Source organism: Dysgonomonas massiliensis, from assembly GCF_900240225.1.
GTDB lineage: Bacteria > Bacteroidota > Bacteroidia > Bacteroidales > Dysgonomonadaceae > Dysgonomonas > Dysgonomonas massiliensis.
This window is the reverse complement of record NZ_OEPV01000001.1, coordinates 143074-160118: the sequence shown is the minus strand read 5'-3', so window position 1 is coordinate 160118 and position 17045 is coordinate 143074. Positions and strand designations below refer to the sequence as shown.

Here is a 17045-nt window from a genome sequence, read left to right as displayed (position 1 = left end):
CGTTACGATTATATCCCTTCATTATCTATGATGCTGCAAAGGGCTGAAAAGATGCATCGCTTGAAAATATTTTTTCGAATCAGAAATAGTCCGAGAAATAAGGTTGTTCGGTAGGTATCAGTTTTTCGATCAATCGGAGTGTTGCAGCATCGGTCTTGAGTCGTCCTATCTTGTGCAGATAGCTTGGCGATTTGTAGCTCATCATCAGTGTCGACATGGTCTGAATATCCAATTCGACGGGTTTTCCGACGGGTTCGGATACGATACGTACCGAGTCGGTAGTATCGCCTCTCTGCAAACCAAAAACACCATTATTCCAAGGTGCTATTGGATCGGTTACCACAAAGTGAAACGGACGGATATCGTCGTCGTAAGGATATAGTTCGAGGAATTTACGAACATCTACGATACGGGCCATGTAATATGGTTCTATCTTTTCTTCGATCTGTCCGTCGTCTAGCAGAAAAGCCAGCGGTTCGTTCGTAAAAGTATTGCCGCGTAGCAAATCGATCATCGAGAAATGTGCCCGTACGAAGTTCCACAGTCCATGATAGGCATCTTGTGTCAGATATACCATTTCTTTGATATGAAATATATCGTTTGCTATCCAATAGAAAAGATAGCCTCGAGGCTCATCATTTTCGTCGTAATAGATTGCAGCAATCCGTTCTTCTTCGTTCTCCCAACGCCAGTATTCTATCCATTCCATCTTCCGACGGATAAGTGTTCCGTGCGTAATGCTCGAAAATTGATTGTATATCTCTATCACATCGGGATGCATCACATCGCAACGTTCGATATGCCCCGCAACATCTACGGCGTGTGGCAGCTGTGTATCTTTCAGTTCAAATGAAATATGATCGGACATGATTTCCCAACCTTTGGCACGGTAGTACGGTATGGAGTAAGGATAGAGATAGGATATATATTGTCCACTCTCGCGCATCTTGTCCAGAGCAAGTTTTATCAGATCGGTCATCAGTCCCATTCCTGCATATTCGGGATAGGTTCCTACACCGGTTAGTCCGCCCATTTTGTAGATTTGGCCGTGTATATTTACTTCGCAAGGATAGATGCTGAGCGTAGAAATCAACTTATCCTCGTCGTTGAACCAGCCCAGCACTTCGGCATCGATCAGGACGGGACGTTTCGAACGGGCAAGTTCGCCTTCTTCGTATCCGCTTTCTTCGACCTGACGTTTAGTTACCTGAAATACGTAACGCATCAAATCATCGTACTGAACTAGATATTTAGGCGTTACGGGTTTTATGTGAAGATTGTTTTTTATATCGAATGACATAAACTTCTAATGTTTAACTGAATAAACATAAATATAGCAAAAGTTTGAATGCAAGCCAGATTTTTCAGAGAGAAAAAATTTGAATCATCAAATCAATATTTTACCTTAGAGATTATAACTAACAAATATGAAACAGCTAGCTAAAGTTCTTATTGGTTTATTCGTAATTATTTGCATTTTGTGTGGATGCGATAACAGACGAAAGTCTCAATACTATATTGAAAGTCAACCTTCGTTTTTCGCTCTACGAAATGAGAATTTACTAACTAATGATTGGCTCCGTAAGTCTGAAAACTTAGAAATGCTTCACAGAACTCTAAATTCTTTCGGTTATTGGAATTTTCTTGAATTCTATAGCGATTGGTTTGATAACAATACAATTGTAGAGCGCGATATTTATATAAAAAAGAATCCTTTACAATTAATAGACAGCCTCATCTTGACATATAACGATAAGACAATCGATATAAAATATTACAACGAGTTTTGGGCAAGACGCCGTGCCGAAAAAAATGACAGTATCGTTTATGAAATCGTTTCTTCCATAAAAGAAGCTAGGTCTAAGATCAAACAAAATAGAATTACACATAGAAAATTCAGAATCTGTGTCAATGATACTCTGTACGATCTTATAAAAATAGAAATGCAACAAAAAAGGCTAAATGATAGCTTGGCATTGCAGCACTTCAAAACATTATGCGATTACGGCTTTCATCAATCAGCATATAATCTCTTGTACGAAAGATATGAATATGCAAATGTAAAATGGGACAATAAGAATTTGAGCGAAACTTTGATTAAACAGAAAGAATATACAGATAGCTGGTTTAGAGATAACACAAAATAAAATTACGGATACATCATCTAACTTATTGTTTTTCTTAGTACTTTTGCAGTCCTTTATTGCGAAATAAGGGGTTCGAACAAAAAAATACAAGAAGGAAATGGAATACAGATTAAATAAATATATCAGCTCGTCAGGATTCTGCTCACGCCGCGAGGCCGACCGCCTGATAGAAGAAGGTAAGGTGCGCGTCAATGGCAAACGTGCCGAAATAGGTATGCGCGTGCTGCCGGGACAAAAAGTTACGGTAAACGGCGAACTGATAAAGAATGATATCGAACCGGTTTATATTGCTTTCAACAAGCCCGTAGGAGTTGTCAGCACAACCGATCCTGAAGAAGATGACAATATTGTCGATTTCATCAGCCACGAACAACGTATATTCCCTATCGGCCGTCTGGACAAGGATTCGCAAGGATTAATTCTACTGACAAACGATGGCGATATCGTAAATAAGATACTTCGTGTGGGAAATAACCACAAGAAAGAATACATCGTTAAGGTTGACCGACCGATTACAAAAGATTTCTTGGAGCGAATGGCGCAAGGTGTGCCAATTCTGGATCGTGTGACTCGTCGCTGCGAGCTGCGCGAAATCAATCCGTACACGTTCCAAATCACATTGATTCAAGGATTGAACCGTCAGATCCGCCGTATGTGCGAATATTTTGGTTACAACGTATTGAAACTGGAGCGTATTCAGGTGATGAATATCAAGCTGGGCGATCTGGGACAAGGCAACTGGCGCGATTTGACACATGCCGAATTGGAAGGCTTGTTCGATATGCTGGATGCTGAAAAGGATGCCATAAAGAATTTTCAAAGCAACAAGGCTATGAACCGTGCTTTGCAGGAATACGACGTCAAAACAAATTACCGTAAGGCTGCCAGTGTTTCGAAATTAGCGAAAACAAATCCTAAACCGGATAAAGGTGTAGCTAGGAAACCTAAATTTGAAGAGGAAGAGTCGGCTAAACCGAAGTTTAAGAAAAAGCCATCGGCAGGACTGCGAATCGGCAAGTCAAAGGCCTCGAAAGTAAAGGCTGTAGCCAAGAAAATGTCGGATGCTAGAAAGCGTACATCGAAAGGCAAAAAATAATAGAAAGCGAAAGCAGCAACTCGAAATTCGGATTGCTGCTTTTTTTATCAGTAATTTATAAATCCGTTATTTATCGGAGGTGGTACACCTATCTGCTTTTCGGCTTGACGGAAAAAGCGAACTAAAAAGAATGTCAGTATCCCAAAGACAAACAAAAAAGCTACATTCACAAGCCAAATAGCAGAATAAAGTATTCCTATCTCTTGCATTCCCATCGATCTGTAATCAATATTCATCTGTATAAGTTGCCCTCCAATAGGAAGAATAAAGAACACAAGAACAAACACAATCCACCAAGTGACAAGCAAGGTATTCGAAGTTATTCGATTTCGCTCTATGCCTCCCGAAATGAATATGGAATCGATACCTTCCATTGTTCTTTTCAGCAAAATGTAAGGCATAACAAGATTGACCAGAGGTATAAACCAATAGACAACAGCCATAGTTGCGGAAGTAACTTCATTGTCGTCCACTCGCGTAGCGAGATAGTTATTATAGACGCGGCTAGACCAGCAAATCAAACATATTAAAAAAGCTATAGTCAAAGCCATTGAGAAAAAAGATGTGATTATATTGACTGTCTGGATTCCTTCAAGATCTAAAACACCGGTTACTTCGCTAAACCACGAAACAACCAAGTTTCGGAGTTGAGCTGTCGCCAATAGCACAAACTTGGCTAGCAGCAGAATCAAAATTGCTAGACCTAGGCTTTTAGTAGATTTAAATGTATTTGTTTTCATCATAAATTCAGATTATCGTCATTATTAGGTTTCATCATTAGTTCTTTTTCGGCTCCTACATACGAACGGATCATTTTGACAGCAAAGATTCCCGATATGACTACAAGAATAGAACTAGTCGCAATAACAATGCTATAAGCGATTCTATTCGACCTCAAAAATGGGATCAACTCGTGGCTCAATTGATTGAACAAAATCAGTGATACAAAAAGAATCCACCAGATCAAAACTGCTTTCGTTGAAGCACGATTTCTACTCAGCTCGTTTTTATCAGTTAACAGCCTATTGGCTCCATCAAACATTTCGCGCATATACATATAGGGCAGATAAAGATTGGCCAGAGGAATGAACCAACAACCAATAGTCCACCCCCGTGCACTCAAAGTCCAGCATCCCAGCTTTTCTAGATTCCCATAAGCTTTCCAAAACCACATAATGAAAGATACGGAAGAAGCAATAAACATCAATACGACAGCTGAGCCAATGAGCCCAATCACTGTATAGTAGATATACAGTAAATCTTCTCTAACTAGACCACTATACTGAGATAGAGCTTGTACATTTACATATCCCAATGTATTTTGCACAACGACTAAAGCCGTTGCTATAACAATAAATGTTACAGCAAAACGGGCGCGTTTTTCGCTCGAAGTAATTGTGTATGTTTGCTCCATAATATTATATTCTAATCAATCTTCATCAATGTTATCTCTGTTTACTCTTATCGTGCCAACAACTACTGAATTATCCTTTTCGGCAGCAACATCTAAACTATCGACAACTCTATATTTGTAAGGGATCAACAAATTATCGTTAAGATAAATTTGCCATATCGAACTATTCGGATCTTTTATCATCAACATACTTCGAATTGCGTCTTGTGCATCGTTATCAAACAAAACGATATTGCTATTTTCATATTCAGCAAGATCTATTTCTTTATCAAAACTCATTCGAATATTACCTTCATTTTCGTATTCGATCATCGAGATACGATACCCTGCATAATCTTTATCCAAGTAGTTGAGTACATACATATTGTTTACGATCTTCAGCGACCGATCAGCATACCTTACATTATCATTTTTTCCGATCCTATAGAATGTTCTATCGACCGGAAAATCAGTCTCTGGCACTTTCATTTCTTTAGTGCTATTCGAACAAGACGAAAACAATAACAGATACAATACTAAATATGGAATATACTTTTTCATAGCAAAAGCAAGTTAGTACAGAGCTCCAATATTGTCGTCAGATTCTTCCTCTTCGCTCAACAATATATTTTCAGCTCGTGTATATTCTTCTATAAGTTGTACGGCATAGTTAGCTGTAAAGAATAATAATACAACCGATACAATACTTAGTATCGTAGGAAATGGTTCGCCTAAAATACTGAGCAGATTATTTGCTTTTATCTCCATATTACCAAAAAAGCCAGAGATTATCCACAATGTCCACCAAACACCGATTTTGCTTCCATCTGCCTGAGTCGAACTCTGCAATAAAGTACTCTTCCCCATCAACTGGATATTGATCCCTTTAAACATGGTTTGCATGATCTTGTAAGGCAAATATAAATTCAGGAAAGGAATAAACCAAGCGGCAACAGTCCATGCCCGATTATACAGATCGTGGCATCCCAATGCGTATAAATTGGAATATGCACGCCACAGCCACATGATGAATGTAACGACCGATATAAGGGCAAGAGCTAATAAAATCACTGCAATCGAAGCAAATAGCAGCGTAATAATAATACCACCATGAGCACCTTCCTCTGCACCGATAGCTCCATCGAAAAAAATTTTGTTCGCTATATCAGCCAATACATTTACAGCATAAATAATAGTCACGGAGTAGATCATCATTACAGCCGCTTTGGCTCGTTTCTCGCTCGATACGACAGGTATTTGTGTTTCCATAGACTAAGTATTTAGGATGAGAACTATTTTTGTTTCTTCTTCAACTCGGCTTCTGCTTTACCATATAATTTAACAATCTGAATACAAAAATATGCCGATATCATCTGACAAACTGTTCCTATCAATTCGGCTTTGAACAAACCCGACGATGTAGAACTTCGCAGACTGAAGGCCAGTTCGATGATTAAAAATACGACTGTCGTAATAGCCAGAAACCACCAGCCATCGAGCAACGATTCGCGCAAGCCCGTTTCGCTCGGTTTCTTGTCCAGTAGACGATTGGTCTCGCGAAAAACTTTCTTCATCAGAAACAGCGGCGCTATGAAATTATAGATGGGAATGAACCACGATATGAGAGCCGTTCCGGCCGATCGTTGTAAATCGGCACCTCGTCTCATAAGTCCCGAATAGATGACGTAAAACCAGATGACAAAAGCTGCGACCGAGGCAAAACTCAGTCCTATTGTCAACGCATAAATAATTGGAGAGAAAATCGCTGTCACAAAGTTTTCGGCTCCTTGCTCCATATGACCATAGTCGATGAGCATAAATAGTGTACAATTCATCACGATGAGAACGATTAGCGATGCAATGGTTGTCCAAAGTAGTCTTGTAAGTATTAGTCCTATTGTTTCAATATATCTCATGTTTGTAGTTTTATATTCTTATTTTATCCAAATATCGTTATCTTTTACGAATATGGATATACTTTCATATAAATTATTCTCTTCGGAATCTATCGAACTCCTTTTCTGACTTTCTTCTCCAAACCGTAAAACTCTTTATCCTGCTCAAAAGTTTTCAGCAACAGATTTCGGTAAACCATCTCTACGCTGACGATTTGGCTCACATCTTTATCGAAATAGTAATCGTACGAATTCACAATATCGCCTCTACGGTCATTCCACGACCTATAAATATGATTCATCTTCCAACCTATCCATTGCTTATCGAAAGCCTTTTCGATGGAATCGCAATATGCCTTAAAGATAGCTGCACTATCGGCATAGAGCTTAGACAATTCATAGTCAACACCCTGATATTGTACTTTCAGATTCATATACATGGCATATGACATCAAAGCTACCTGATGATCAAGCGTCTTTCGCACCTCAGTGAAAGCCGAATCCAGCTTACCAAACTGAATTGCTTCATATCTCTCGATATGCTCTCCTGCAATCCTATCATCTATCATCTGCTGTGCCAACTCACGATCCGTCATCTCGTTGCAAGAAGCAAACGACAGCCCGACAATCAACACCAAATAGATAATTTTTTTCATCAATAGCTTATTTAGTTCTTTCACGACATGGCTTTTACCAACATAGCCTCAACGCGCGTGTACGATTTCAAGATGCGGATACACAATATCGATGTAATGGTAGAACAGAACAAGGTTGCAAATTCGATTCGAAGAAGCAAATCAGGGCTGTTCTTCATAAAACTCAGTACCAGAATCAGCACCACCAATACCGATTCGCACACCAACATCACCCACCACCATACCAAAGGCATAGTTTCCAGGCGTTCTGAACGTCCTGCACGAGCCAACTCGCTGTTTGTTGCGGCAAATAATTTGCGCATCAAAATCAAAGGAGCTACAATGTTATAGATAGGTATAAACCACGACATCACAGCCCATCGGGGCGAAGTAGTAAGGCCTGCACGCTGCTTGTACATATTGATATAAGCGCGCGAAAACCACAGCATAAAAGAAATAAACTCGGCAAGCCACATCACCACAACCGTCAGGAATACATAGGTCCACAACAATAGGACAAAGAAGATATGTGTTCCGCTATTGCTCTCGGTTTCCAGATCGCGGATATAAAATATGTCGCAGAACATACTTCCTGCAAAAAGGATTATATTCAGTACGATCGATATCCAGATCAGTACAGTAAGAAATTTAGCCAGACGACGGGTCGATTTTATCGGATAGTTCATATTTAGCATGTATTTTTTCAATTATATCGAGAAATCAGACAAAATTAGCACCTTTATTTATAAAAGAAGTACTAAAAACAGATATATATCGCTTGTCATAGAATATCTCAAATTTATAAAAAATTGCGCTTATTTAAGACGAAATCGGACTAAAAGTCATAGCCAAAGCATTGCGATTCTAAAAAGTATTACTTAACTTTAATGCATATTCAATTCTTGTTTAACTAAAACTTATTAATATCATGACTAAAGTTATAACATTCGAAGAATTGCGCAGGATCAAAGACAGCCTGCCTGATGGAAGCATCCATCAAATAGCTGAAAGACTACAAATCCCTGTAGAAACCGTTTGGAACTATTTTGGCGGGCACAGTTATAAAGAAGGTCAAAGCTCGGGTATTCATATCGAGCCAGGTCCAAACGGTGGTTATGTATCACTCAGCGACACCACTATACTAGAGATGGCTCTGGATATAATGGACGCTGATAAAATCGCTTCGCAGGCATAAACAAAAAGCCCCCTGCAAGCAGCTGAAGGAAACAAGAAAGAAAAAGAAAAAAACAACGCAAAGGTACATTTACGGTAATAGAATAGGCACAGATCTATAAAGCATATGAAAAAAACAGAAGATAAAGACAAACTAGTAACACTGGCTATTCATACGCCGGAGAAAGCTCAGATACTGAAAACGGTACTCGAAAACGAAGAGATCACAGTATATATGAGCGACATATCCGATGATGCCTCCAAAGGTATAAGATTGAGAATAAAAGAAGCCGACTTACCTCGCGCGTTGAATGTCGTCGAAAGCCGACACTTATTCAGTTACGACGAAGAAGACACCTATCGTGTAGACGACGGACGTCCGCGTATACTTATTCCAGTCGACTTTTCGGAGTATTCGATCAAGGCTTGCCGCATAGCCTTCAACATGGCACAAGACCTCAATGCCAAAGTAAAAATAATGCACGTCTATTTCAACCCCTACTACCCTACGGCATTGCCTATAACCGATGCATTTGCATATCAGGGTAAGGAAGAAAAAGAATTTCAGAATATCATCAAGAAAGTGAAAGACGATATTCAGAAACTGTGCAATATGATTGACGAACGAATTGCCGAGGGCGAATTTCCTCCGGTAAATTATTCGTACGTTCTGCGCGAAGGCTTGCCTGAAGAAGAAATTGTGCAGTTTGCCAAAGAATACAAACCGTCGGTCATCATCATGGGAACACGCGGTAAAGACCAGAAAGATGCAGATTTGATAGGTAGCGTTACGGCAGAAGTGATCGAAATGACTAAAATTCCGATCATCACCATTCCGCAAGACACACACTTCTTCGACTTGAAACAGATGAAGCACGTTGCTTTTCTGACCAACTTCAGCGAAAGAGACCTCGTATCATTCGGTCAGTTGACAAAACTATTGGCACCATACAAAATCAAGATATCGATTGTACACATATCGGTAAAAAAAGGTGGCACATGGACCGAGATAAAACTAGAAGGCATCAAGTCGTACTTCGAGAAGCAATATCCGGATCTGGATATCGACTACAAACTCATTGACACGAGCGATATGCTATCGAGTCTGGACGACTATGTCAGTGGCGATAAGATAGACCTGCTTGCCCTTACGACAAGCAAACGAAATATCTTTGCACGTATGTTCAGTCCAAGTATCCCTCGCAAGATGCTTTTTCACTCCGACACACCGCTATTGGTGCTAAGAGGATAAACAGAGCGCAAACTATTAAAAAACAAAAAGCCGATCATTTAGATCGGCTTTTATATTATCAAGGATATTTTATTATTTCTCTTCGTCAATAGCTATTTTCTGAATCATCGTAGCTACAGCTTTCATACACACGTCTAATAGTTCTTTATCAACATTGTTGATATCATCGCCTGCCTGATGATAATTTGGAGCATAAAGAATCGCTACACCTCCATCATCTGTAGGTTCTTCGATTATTGTAATGACATTAATACCTAATGTAGGAATCTGTTCCAAAAACGGATTTGTATCCGAATTACGGGCAAATTGAATATCTTCTTTTACAGCTACTCCCAATCCGTCGAAAGTTTCTTTAGCCAACGTTTCCAATTGTAGCGAACCTTCAGCAAATTTGACTGATCCGTACATTTGACCTAGCATATCTATTGTTGCCGAATCGAGACCTTGTTGCTTGTATTCGTCCATCAGTATCGCAACTGTCGATCCATCGGTATCAGAAATATTAATTTCTCCATCTTTCGATGCAATCATATCTACATTCAGATAAGCTTTAATTTGAGCTTTATCAGCATCTGTCAATTGGCTGTAATAGTAGGGAGATCCTTCGACTCCGGTTTCTTCCGAATCCCAGAATGCGAATCGTAGCGTTTTATCGGGAACAATCTTGTTGTTCTGAATGGCTGCAATAATTTCCAATACGGCAGCAACTCCACTAGCATTATCATTGATGCCGGGACCAAATTCAACCGAATCGTAATGAGAGCCTATCATTATTACTTCTTCGGCCGATTTACCTTTTATCTCAACCAGTAGATTGATTCCATTTGCTCCCCCACGATTGGTAAAAGCCTGCTCAGTCGGATTCAATCCCAACACTGTTAAAACTGATTTGATATAATCTTTGCTGGCTATCCCACCCGGAGTACCTACAGCACGATTGGAGTTGTTTTCTTTGGCAATTTTATCGAATTGCTCTAAATGCTGCCATACTCCATCCATCGATACAAGCTGGTCGATCGGTTGCTTTTTCGTCTCGCTGCATGCCGATAGCAACACAACGAGCAGAAGTGCTAAAATTGTTCTGATTTTGTTCATAATCTTAGGTCTTTAATATTTTCCGTAAAGTTATTTATTCTTCTTGAATAAACTTAATTAAAACTAAAACAACCATACCAAACTCTTTTTTAGATATCTTCGAAAAAATAATCTACTAAATAAATACTTATGAAAAGAGCAATCTACATCCTGTGCATATGCTTGAGTATATTTATGATCTTAGGGTGCGACAAAAATGCCTCCTCTAAATATCCCACTATCGAATATGGCATAGCCAAATTTAGCGGAAAGATAACCGCCGAAGACAGTACCTCGATGCCCAAACTAGAGGATATGGAATTTTTTGTAATGAACAATATATTGGCTGAATTCAAACAATACAAAATTGCGATAAACACAGACGGAACCTTTTCGATAGAAGTTCCCGTGATATCTGATGCTTGGACCGAGCTTTATTCTAAATTCCTCAAAATAATTATTCCTTTATCTCCAAACGACGAAACTATACTCAATATTCACTTCGATAAAAATGGAGAGAAGCATGTTTCCATGCAAAGCATTTCCGGCTATGCAGCTCACGATATGATATCAATAAAAGAAGCTATTCATATAACAACCAGAAACTACAAAACCTATCCAGATTCTGCTGATTACAACATGAGTCCGGAAGAATTCAAATCCTTTGTTTCGAATCGAATTTCAAGAATACCGAACTTCATAGATTCGATAAAGCCCGACATGCCCGACAGCATAAAGCGACTTACGATAAACGAGCTGCAAATATTTTACACATACGCTAACCTCTTCGACTACACTAGAATAATGCAGCGAATACATGATATATATGTAAGTTCGATGGACACAACTGCAGTAATTGAACCCTTAAATATACAAGAGCCAAACCGAGCTTATTATTCATTTCTGAAAGATTTGAATTTAAACGATCCCGCTTATTTATCAACATCATGGTATTGTTCTATATTGGCACAGATATTCAAAACAGAAGCTCTCAATATAGCACCTATCGGCGATCAGAATCCTAATGAATGGATGAAGGACACATCCGAAAAACTGAAAGATTTAGTCGGATTCGATAGCGGACTTTTCTATGACATGTTGCTATCCAACTCTTATGCTCGACAGCTCAAGTCTATGACTCCTTTCTCTGATATTCAGAAAACAAATATTAAAACTTATTTCGAGCAACAGCCTGCCTACTCGACAGTATTGTTGGCCGAAAATGAAGAAATAATGACTATACTGAATAAGAAAACCACCGGCTATAACATAAACGAAACACCTGACGTTTCATCCGAAAAGATGATTGAAAGCATAGTAGCCAGATATCCTAATAAAGTAGTATTCATTGACTTCTGGGCAACATGGTGCGCTCCTTGTCTGAAAGGCATGAAAGAAATTGAACCTCTCAAAAAGAAATTAAAAGACAGTGATATCGTTTTTGTTTACATCACGAACGAATCTTCCCCTCAGAAATTATGGAGAGAAAAGATCGCAGAAATAGGTAGTGAGCATTACTATCTAAAAGATGAAATATGGGAATCGATCTCCGAAGAGTTTAAATTCGATGGAATCCCGGCATACCTTATCTATGATAAGAACGGCAAATTGATTCATCAACAAGTAGGTATGATGAAAGCTGAAAAAGCTGAAAGTATTACTACAAAGCTTGTGAAATAAACGACAAGAGCTAATCTTCACGATTAGCTCTTATTGTTTCTCAGGTATGATTCTATTCAAATCACGATAGTATCTATCGGATAACCTGTTTTACGAAACTCGTCGATGATTATCTGACGGCTTGCTGCACTATACTGCGACAAGTCTTCTTGAATCAGACCATAAAACACATCACACCATTCAATTCTGTTCGGTAAAGATGCTACATCCTCTTTATAATACGAACTACGAGCATCCATATATGTATTCAAATTCAATATTGTCTGGGCAATCAGCCAATCAGCCTTATCTTGTCCAATCTGCTGACGTATACGCCACAAAGTGCTTGCCAAAACCATACCTCCCTGATGATTATCGTCAATAATATCTAGAATTTCATCGTTATAGGTAGCATAACATGCTTCCATATATTTAGCGACATTACTGGTAGAATCAGCCATCTGCTCGGGAAAAGATCGCTCAATAAGATTAAGCGTATTTCGAAGTTTATAGCTATCATCTAATGGATATTTATACAGAACATCTCCCCTACGAATCGCTTTTTCGGGTAAAGCATCTTCACCTACCACAGGTGAATCGTTCAACGACATCGTAAAGTACTCTAACAAACCCATATGCACTATAGTCAGATTCTTAAACTTTATTCCTAATCCTTCTTTTTCATCCTGTATATACCAGAAAGCCCGATGTCCTACTTCGTGATAAGGTATAGATACTGATGGATTTGATTCCTCTACTATACAGTACGACTTAGGATTCGTAAAAAGTGCAATATCGCCCAAAACGACATCTATGATCTTATAATTTTCTTCGCGCCTCATTGCCTGCGAATTGAAGTCTATCTTTCCGTCGAACAACGTATTGTAATATTCCATCGCCCGATTTGCATTGTATGCCATTGCCAAAGCATAATATTCAGGCGAATAAGGTTCTATTTTTTTGCTAAAATCCAACTCTTTATAGGTTATGAATTGCTTCATCCTGTCGGGATGATTATCGGGATAAGCAGTTGAATCCAGAATACCGTATTTAACCGAATCGATATAGATTGATTGCACTTCGCCAGTTGATTTTATGAAATCAACTGGAATCTCTTGTTCGGCAAGAGAACCCTCTCTGACATATTTATAGGTAATTGTTTCTTGTTTAGGTGTACAACCCACTAAAAATAGTAAAGCTAATACTTGAAGAATGTTTTTCATAATTTATTAAGGTATTGATTATTCTGATAAAATTAGAATAATCTAACATAAGATCAAACACTTTGGGCTTCTATTTATAAAGTAAATAGGAAAAGATAGTAATTCCCGATATCAGCACTTTCCACCCACCTGATGATTCAATTCGTCCATCAGATTATCAACTTTATCTTTCTGTTTGAATTCAAGCAGAATTTCTTCCGAACGATAAAGAGCAGCTGTAATACTCGAACAAATATTTTTCTCGCCAATCAGGTCGTTGAATCCCATCCGATCGAGGTCGTGATGAACCGTCTCGTTCACACCCGAAAGAACAATCGTTATTCCGCGATCGATCGATTTACGGCAAAGGTTAGTCAGATTGTTGATACCCGTAGAGTCGATAAACGGCACTTTGCGCATACGAATGATACGTACTTTTATGTCTTTGTGAATACGCGACATCTGCTCGTCAAATTTATTGGCAATGCCGAAGAAATAAGGTCCGTCGATTTCGTACACTTCTACACCTTCAGGAACTTGTAATGGTTCTTCATCAGCATATTCTTTCCAGTTTTGGTGATCATCGCCACGAATTACTGATACTCCTGAAGTATCCAGAACGCGCTTCATAAAGAACAGACATGCAATAACGATTCCGATCTGTATAGCGATAGTTAGGTCGAAAATAACAGTCAGAAAGAAAGTCACGAGAAGGACGATGACGTCGCCTTTCGGGTTGTTCAGCATACGTTTGAATGTACGCCACTCGCTCATATTATACGATACGATAACAAGCACTCCTGCCAAGCAGGCCATCGGAATATATTGAGCCAAAGGCATCAAGAACAGCAAGATAAGCAGAAGAACGAATGCGTGAATGATTCCCGCAACGGGTGTACGGCCTCCGTTGTTGATATTGGTCATAGTGCGGGCAATAGCTCCCGTAGCAGGGATACCGCCGAAAAGCGGCGTAATGAGATTGGCTGCTCCCTGAGCTATGAGTTCGGTGTTCGAATTATGCTTGTCGTTTATCACTCCATCGGCAACCGTAGCCGACAGCAACGATTCGATAGCTCCCAGCAAAGCAATGGTTATGGCTACGGGAAACAGCTCTTTGACTTTTTCCCAAGTGATATTCGGAATCTCTGCACCTGGTAATTCGGCTTTTATACTGAAGCGATCGCCAATGGTATCGATTCCCATGATCCCCCACGATTTGAGGAAAAGTACAACCAATGTTATAACAATAATTGCAACCAGTGAGCCCGGTATTTTCATCATCACGGTGTTCACTTTATCGATGAATGCCAGTGGTTGCGACAAGGTATTATTATTTTTCTCTTTCTTACTTTTCAACGCACGACGAATTGCATCGGTCATCTTTGGTGTATAGACGATGAGGGCAATACTTGCCAATCCGATCAGCACGACAAAAGGTTTAGAAGTAGTGATGTATTTGAAGTAAAGTATCCATTTGCCGATGAAGTCGGCTGGTGCTTTTTCGCCCCCGAAATCCATTCCAAAGAGGTCCGCAATCTGCGTCGTAAAGATAGTTACGGCAATACCGCTCGTAAATCCGACGATGATGGGATAAGGTATGTATTTGATGATTGTACCCAAGCGGAACAGTCCCAAAAGAATCAGCATCACTCCGGCCAACATGGTTGCAATCAGCAATCCCGTCAATCCGTACTTGACTACCACGCCATAAACTATGACGATAAATGCTCCCGTTGGTCCGCCAATCTGCACCTTGCTGCCGCCGAATGCAGAGATGATGAATCCGGCAATTACAGCCGTCACGATTCCTTTTTCGGGTTCTACTCCGGACGAAATGGCAAAGGCAATTGCCAAAGGCAAAGCAACGATTCCGACAATTACGCCGGCCATCAGATCGGCCGAAAAGGTTTGTTTGTTGTATGTCTTAAGGCAGGCAAATAAACTAGGTTTGAAGTCGATATTTGTACAGAAATCAATTACCTTGTTTTTAAAGTTCTCTATGTCAGGTTTTTTCATATTCAGCAGTACATAATCTTATGATTACTACAAAGGTAGCGCAAAGGTATTGTTGTTTTTTATCAAAAGCAAATAAAGCATTTGTGTTTTTATAAGCCTATCGCAACTTGCACAACATCTACTGTTTGTCTGTCATAATCACGATATACAGTAAACTTCACGACTTCTAAGATTCAATATATAAAATTTTATATCTTTACTAAATAAATATTAAAGACCCTTTTGCAATGAAATTAAAAAAAATTCTGATTATTACATTTTCTTTCATTTTGTCCAGTACTGTTTTAATGTCATGCTCAGACAGTGACAATCCTCTCTCCGATCCCGATAATGATATAGTTCTGATAGAAGAAAATTATCCTCCGAATCCGATGGATGCACATATTCCATTCAAAGCTATAAACTCTCAAACAAATAAATCTATATTAGGTCATGGTTACGATATTACGGGATTGGTGGCAAGTAGTCAGCCCATCAAAGAACAGATCATTGATATGGATAAGCTGCAAGAGTATTATCCCGAATCAGTTACAATATTAAAGGCATTTAGTAGTTTTTCCCATAGTTTTTATGGTGAAAACAAAGCTGAATATCTTCGCAACATGCCTTTCTTTTTTCTGGACTATGATTTAAGAGATCAGGAAGAATTGAAAAATAAGCAGCTACTGACAAAAATATTTTCAGATTACGATTTTCTAGCTGCCGATCGGAAGGATTACTCTTATATGTCAGAACATTATTACTATCTCCGTCACAGATATTTTTTCAACGTGCTGACAACAACAATAAAGCCAGAGTTATTTCTAAAGCAATCGTTCATAGACGATCTAAATAATTTACCTTCTCAAGAAATCATCGAAAAATATGGGACGCATGTTATTTCCGAATTCTATGACGGAATCAGATTCGACATGTTCTATATGGCTAAAATAGTACCTTTTAAGTATTTGCTAAATGGCGAAGAAATAACTATCGAAAGAGATAAAAGAGACGCAATTAAGGTAGGCGTTTATAATGCCAGAGGAGAAACTGAAAGTGGATTCCTCCATTGGAGCGGTATGCCCGAAAATGCAGAAGAACTTCTGAAAGCAAATATAAATCCTGTCCTTTGTCTTAATTCCGTCGGAGGCGATCCCGATATTGTACCAAAGGGATTCTTCAATCTCGATAAAGGTTTTCCGAAATCAAAGCAGTCGGAATGGAATAAATCGGCTGACGACATCAATAATGACGATCTTTACGGCTTAGCAATGATCAGAAGACTAGAACCGATCTATAAGTGGATAAAAGATGAAACGAAAAAAGCTGAAGTAAAACAAGCTGTTCTCGAATATATCGATGCCAGCCAACTGAAATAATCAATTAACCAAGGTAGTTTACAAGTTCCAATCCCTTGATATCCATTCCACTCTGAAGGATTTGATGCTGTAACATAGATAATGAATGAAAAAAGGATTGGCAGTATTGCCAATCCTTTTTTATATAAGTGAATAGATACCTCTT

At 39.0% G+C, this 17045-nt stretch carries 17 protein-coding genes; 6 read left to right on the top strand and 11 right to left on the bottom strand.

Annotation, left to right across the window (positions count from 1 at the left end; all coding sequences use genetic code 11):
- Positions 1-79 precede the first annotated feature (79 nt).
- Entirely contained in the window at positions 80-1300 is a 1221-nt protein-coding gene (locus tag C1A06_RS00765; protein WP_101688310.1) for a GNAT family N-acetyltransferase, read from the bottom strand.
- Between the two features lie 127 nt (positions 1301-1427).
- On the opposite strand from C1A06_RS00765, the gene C1A06_RS00760 reads away from it, so the two are divergent.
- Together C1A06_RS00760 and rluF are read left to right on the top strand one after the other, a co-directional pair.
- Positions 1428-2147 (top strand): hypothetical protein, encoded by a 720-nt coding sequence (locus C1A06_RS00760; protein WP_101688309.1) that lies wholly within the window; start codon positions 1428-1430, stop codon positions 2145-2147.
- A gap of 97 nt (positions 2148-2244) precedes the next feature.
- Positions 2245-3243: a 23S rRNA pseudouridine(2604) synthase RluF gene (gene rluF, locus C1A06_RS00755; RefSeq protein WP_101688308.1), complete on the top strand. Its 999-nt coding sequence runs from the start codon at positions 2245-2247 to the stop codon at positions 3241-3243.
- A 47-nt stretch (positions 3244-3290) separates the two neighbouring features.
- Here rluF and C1A06_RS00750 read toward each other — a convergent pair whose 3' ends face one another.
- The 7 genes from C1A06_RS00750 to C1A06_RS00720 all read right to left on the bottom strand — a co-directional run bounded on the left by C1A06_RS00750 (position 3291) and on the right by C1A06_RS00720 (position 7852).
- The gene (locus C1A06_RS00750; protein ID WP_101688307.1) at positions 3291-3986 is read right to left on the bottom strand and encodes a DUF4328 domain-containing protein; all 696 of its coding nucleotides are present in this window, start codon (positions 3984-3986) and stop codon (positions 3291-3293) included.
- Positions 3983-4657: a DUF4328 domain-containing protein gene (locus tag C1A06_RS00745; RefSeq protein ID WP_101688306.1), complete on the bottom strand. Its 675-nt coding sequence runs from the start codon at positions 4655-4657 to the stop codon at positions 3983-3985. Before C1A06_RS00745 ends, C1A06_RS00750 begins: the two co-directional genes overlap by 4 nt.
- Positions 4658-4672: 15 nt before the next feature.
- Positions 4673-5197 (bottom strand): hypothetical protein, encoded by a 525-nt coding sequence (locus tag C1A06_RS00740; protein WP_101688305.1) that lies wholly within the window; start codon positions 5195-5197, stop codon positions 4673-4675.
- A 12-nt stretch (positions 5198-5209) separates the two neighbouring features.
- Positions 5210-5905: a DUF4328 domain-containing protein gene (locus tag C1A06_RS00735; RefSeq protein ID WP_101688304.1), complete on the bottom strand. Its 696-nt coding sequence runs from the start codon at positions 5903-5905 to the stop codon at positions 5210-5212.
- 23 nt (positions 5906-5928) lie between these two features.
- Positions 5929-6552: a DUF4328 domain-containing protein gene (locus C1A06_RS00730; protein ID WP_101688303.1), complete on the bottom strand. Its 624-nt coding sequence runs from the start codon at positions 6550-6552 to the stop codon at positions 5929-5931.
- 89 nt (positions 6553-6641) lie between these two features.
- Positions 6642-7187 (bottom strand): hypothetical protein, encoded by a 546-nt coding sequence (locus tag C1A06_RS00725; protein ID WP_145996307.1) that lies wholly within the window; start codon positions 7185-7187, stop codon positions 6642-6644.
- Positions 7188-7207: 20 nt separating this feature from the next.
- The gene (locus C1A06_RS00720; RefSeq protein ID WP_159461366.1) at positions 7208-7852 is read right to left on the bottom strand and encodes a DUF4328 domain-containing protein; all 645 of its coding nucleotides are present in this window, start codon (positions 7850-7852) and stop codon (positions 7208-7210) included.
- Between the two features lie 242 nt (positions 7853-8094).
- On the opposite strand from C1A06_RS00720, the gene C1A06_RS00715 reads away from it, so the two are divergent.
- Positions 8095-8361: a DNA-binding protein gene (locus C1A06_RS00715; protein WP_101688300.1), complete on the top strand. Its 267-nt coding sequence runs from the start codon at positions 8095-8097 to the stop codon at positions 8359-8361.
- A gap of 105 nt (positions 8362-8466) precedes the next feature.
- Positions 8467-9591: a universal stress protein gene (locus tag C1A06_RS00710; RefSeq protein WP_101688299.1), complete on the top strand. Its 1125-nt coding sequence runs from the start codon at positions 8467-8469 to the stop codon at positions 9589-9591.
- 72 nt (positions 9592-9663) lie between these two features.
- Here the strand turns inward: C1A06_RS00710 and C1A06_RS00705 are convergent, their stop codons facing one another.
- Positions 9664-10686: a M20/M25/M40 family metallo-hydrolase gene (locus tag C1A06_RS00705; RefSeq protein WP_101688298.1), complete on the bottom strand. Its 1023-nt coding sequence runs from the start codon at positions 10684-10686 to the stop codon at positions 9664-9666.
- 129 nt (positions 10687-10815) lie between these two features.
- Between C1A06_RS00705 and C1A06_RS00700 the strand changes: the two genes are divergently transcribed.
- Positions 10816-12345, top strand: a complete 1530-nt coding sequence (locus C1A06_RS00700) for a TlpA family protein disulfide reductase (protein WP_101688297.1) — start codon at positions 10816-10818, stop codon at positions 12343-12345.
- Positions 12346-12401: 56 nt separating this feature from the next.
- On the opposite strand, the gene C1A06_RS00695 is transcribed toward C1A06_RS00700, so the two are convergent.
- Together C1A06_RS00695 and C1A06_RS00690 are read right to left on the bottom strand one after the other, a co-directional pair.
- Complete coding sequence (locus C1A06_RS00695) at positions 12402-13547, bottom strand: hypothetical protein (RefSeq protein ID WP_101688296.1); 1146 nt, start codon at positions 13545-13547, stop codon at positions 12402-12404.
- Between the two features lie 111 nt (positions 13548-13658).
- Positions 13659-15542, bottom strand: a complete 1884-nt coding sequence (locus C1A06_RS00690) for a SulP family inorganic anion transporter (RefSeq protein ID WP_101688295.1) — start codon at positions 15540-15542, stop codon at positions 13659-13661.
- 227 nt (positions 15543-15769) lie between these two features.
- Between C1A06_RS00690 and C1A06_RS00685 the strand changes: the two genes are divergently transcribed.
- Complete coding sequence (locus tag C1A06_RS00685) at positions 15770-16900, top strand: MACPF domain-containing protein (RefSeq protein WP_101688294.1); 1131 nt, start codon at positions 15770-15772, stop codon at positions 16898-16900.
- Positions 16901-17045 lie beyond the last annotated feature (145 nt).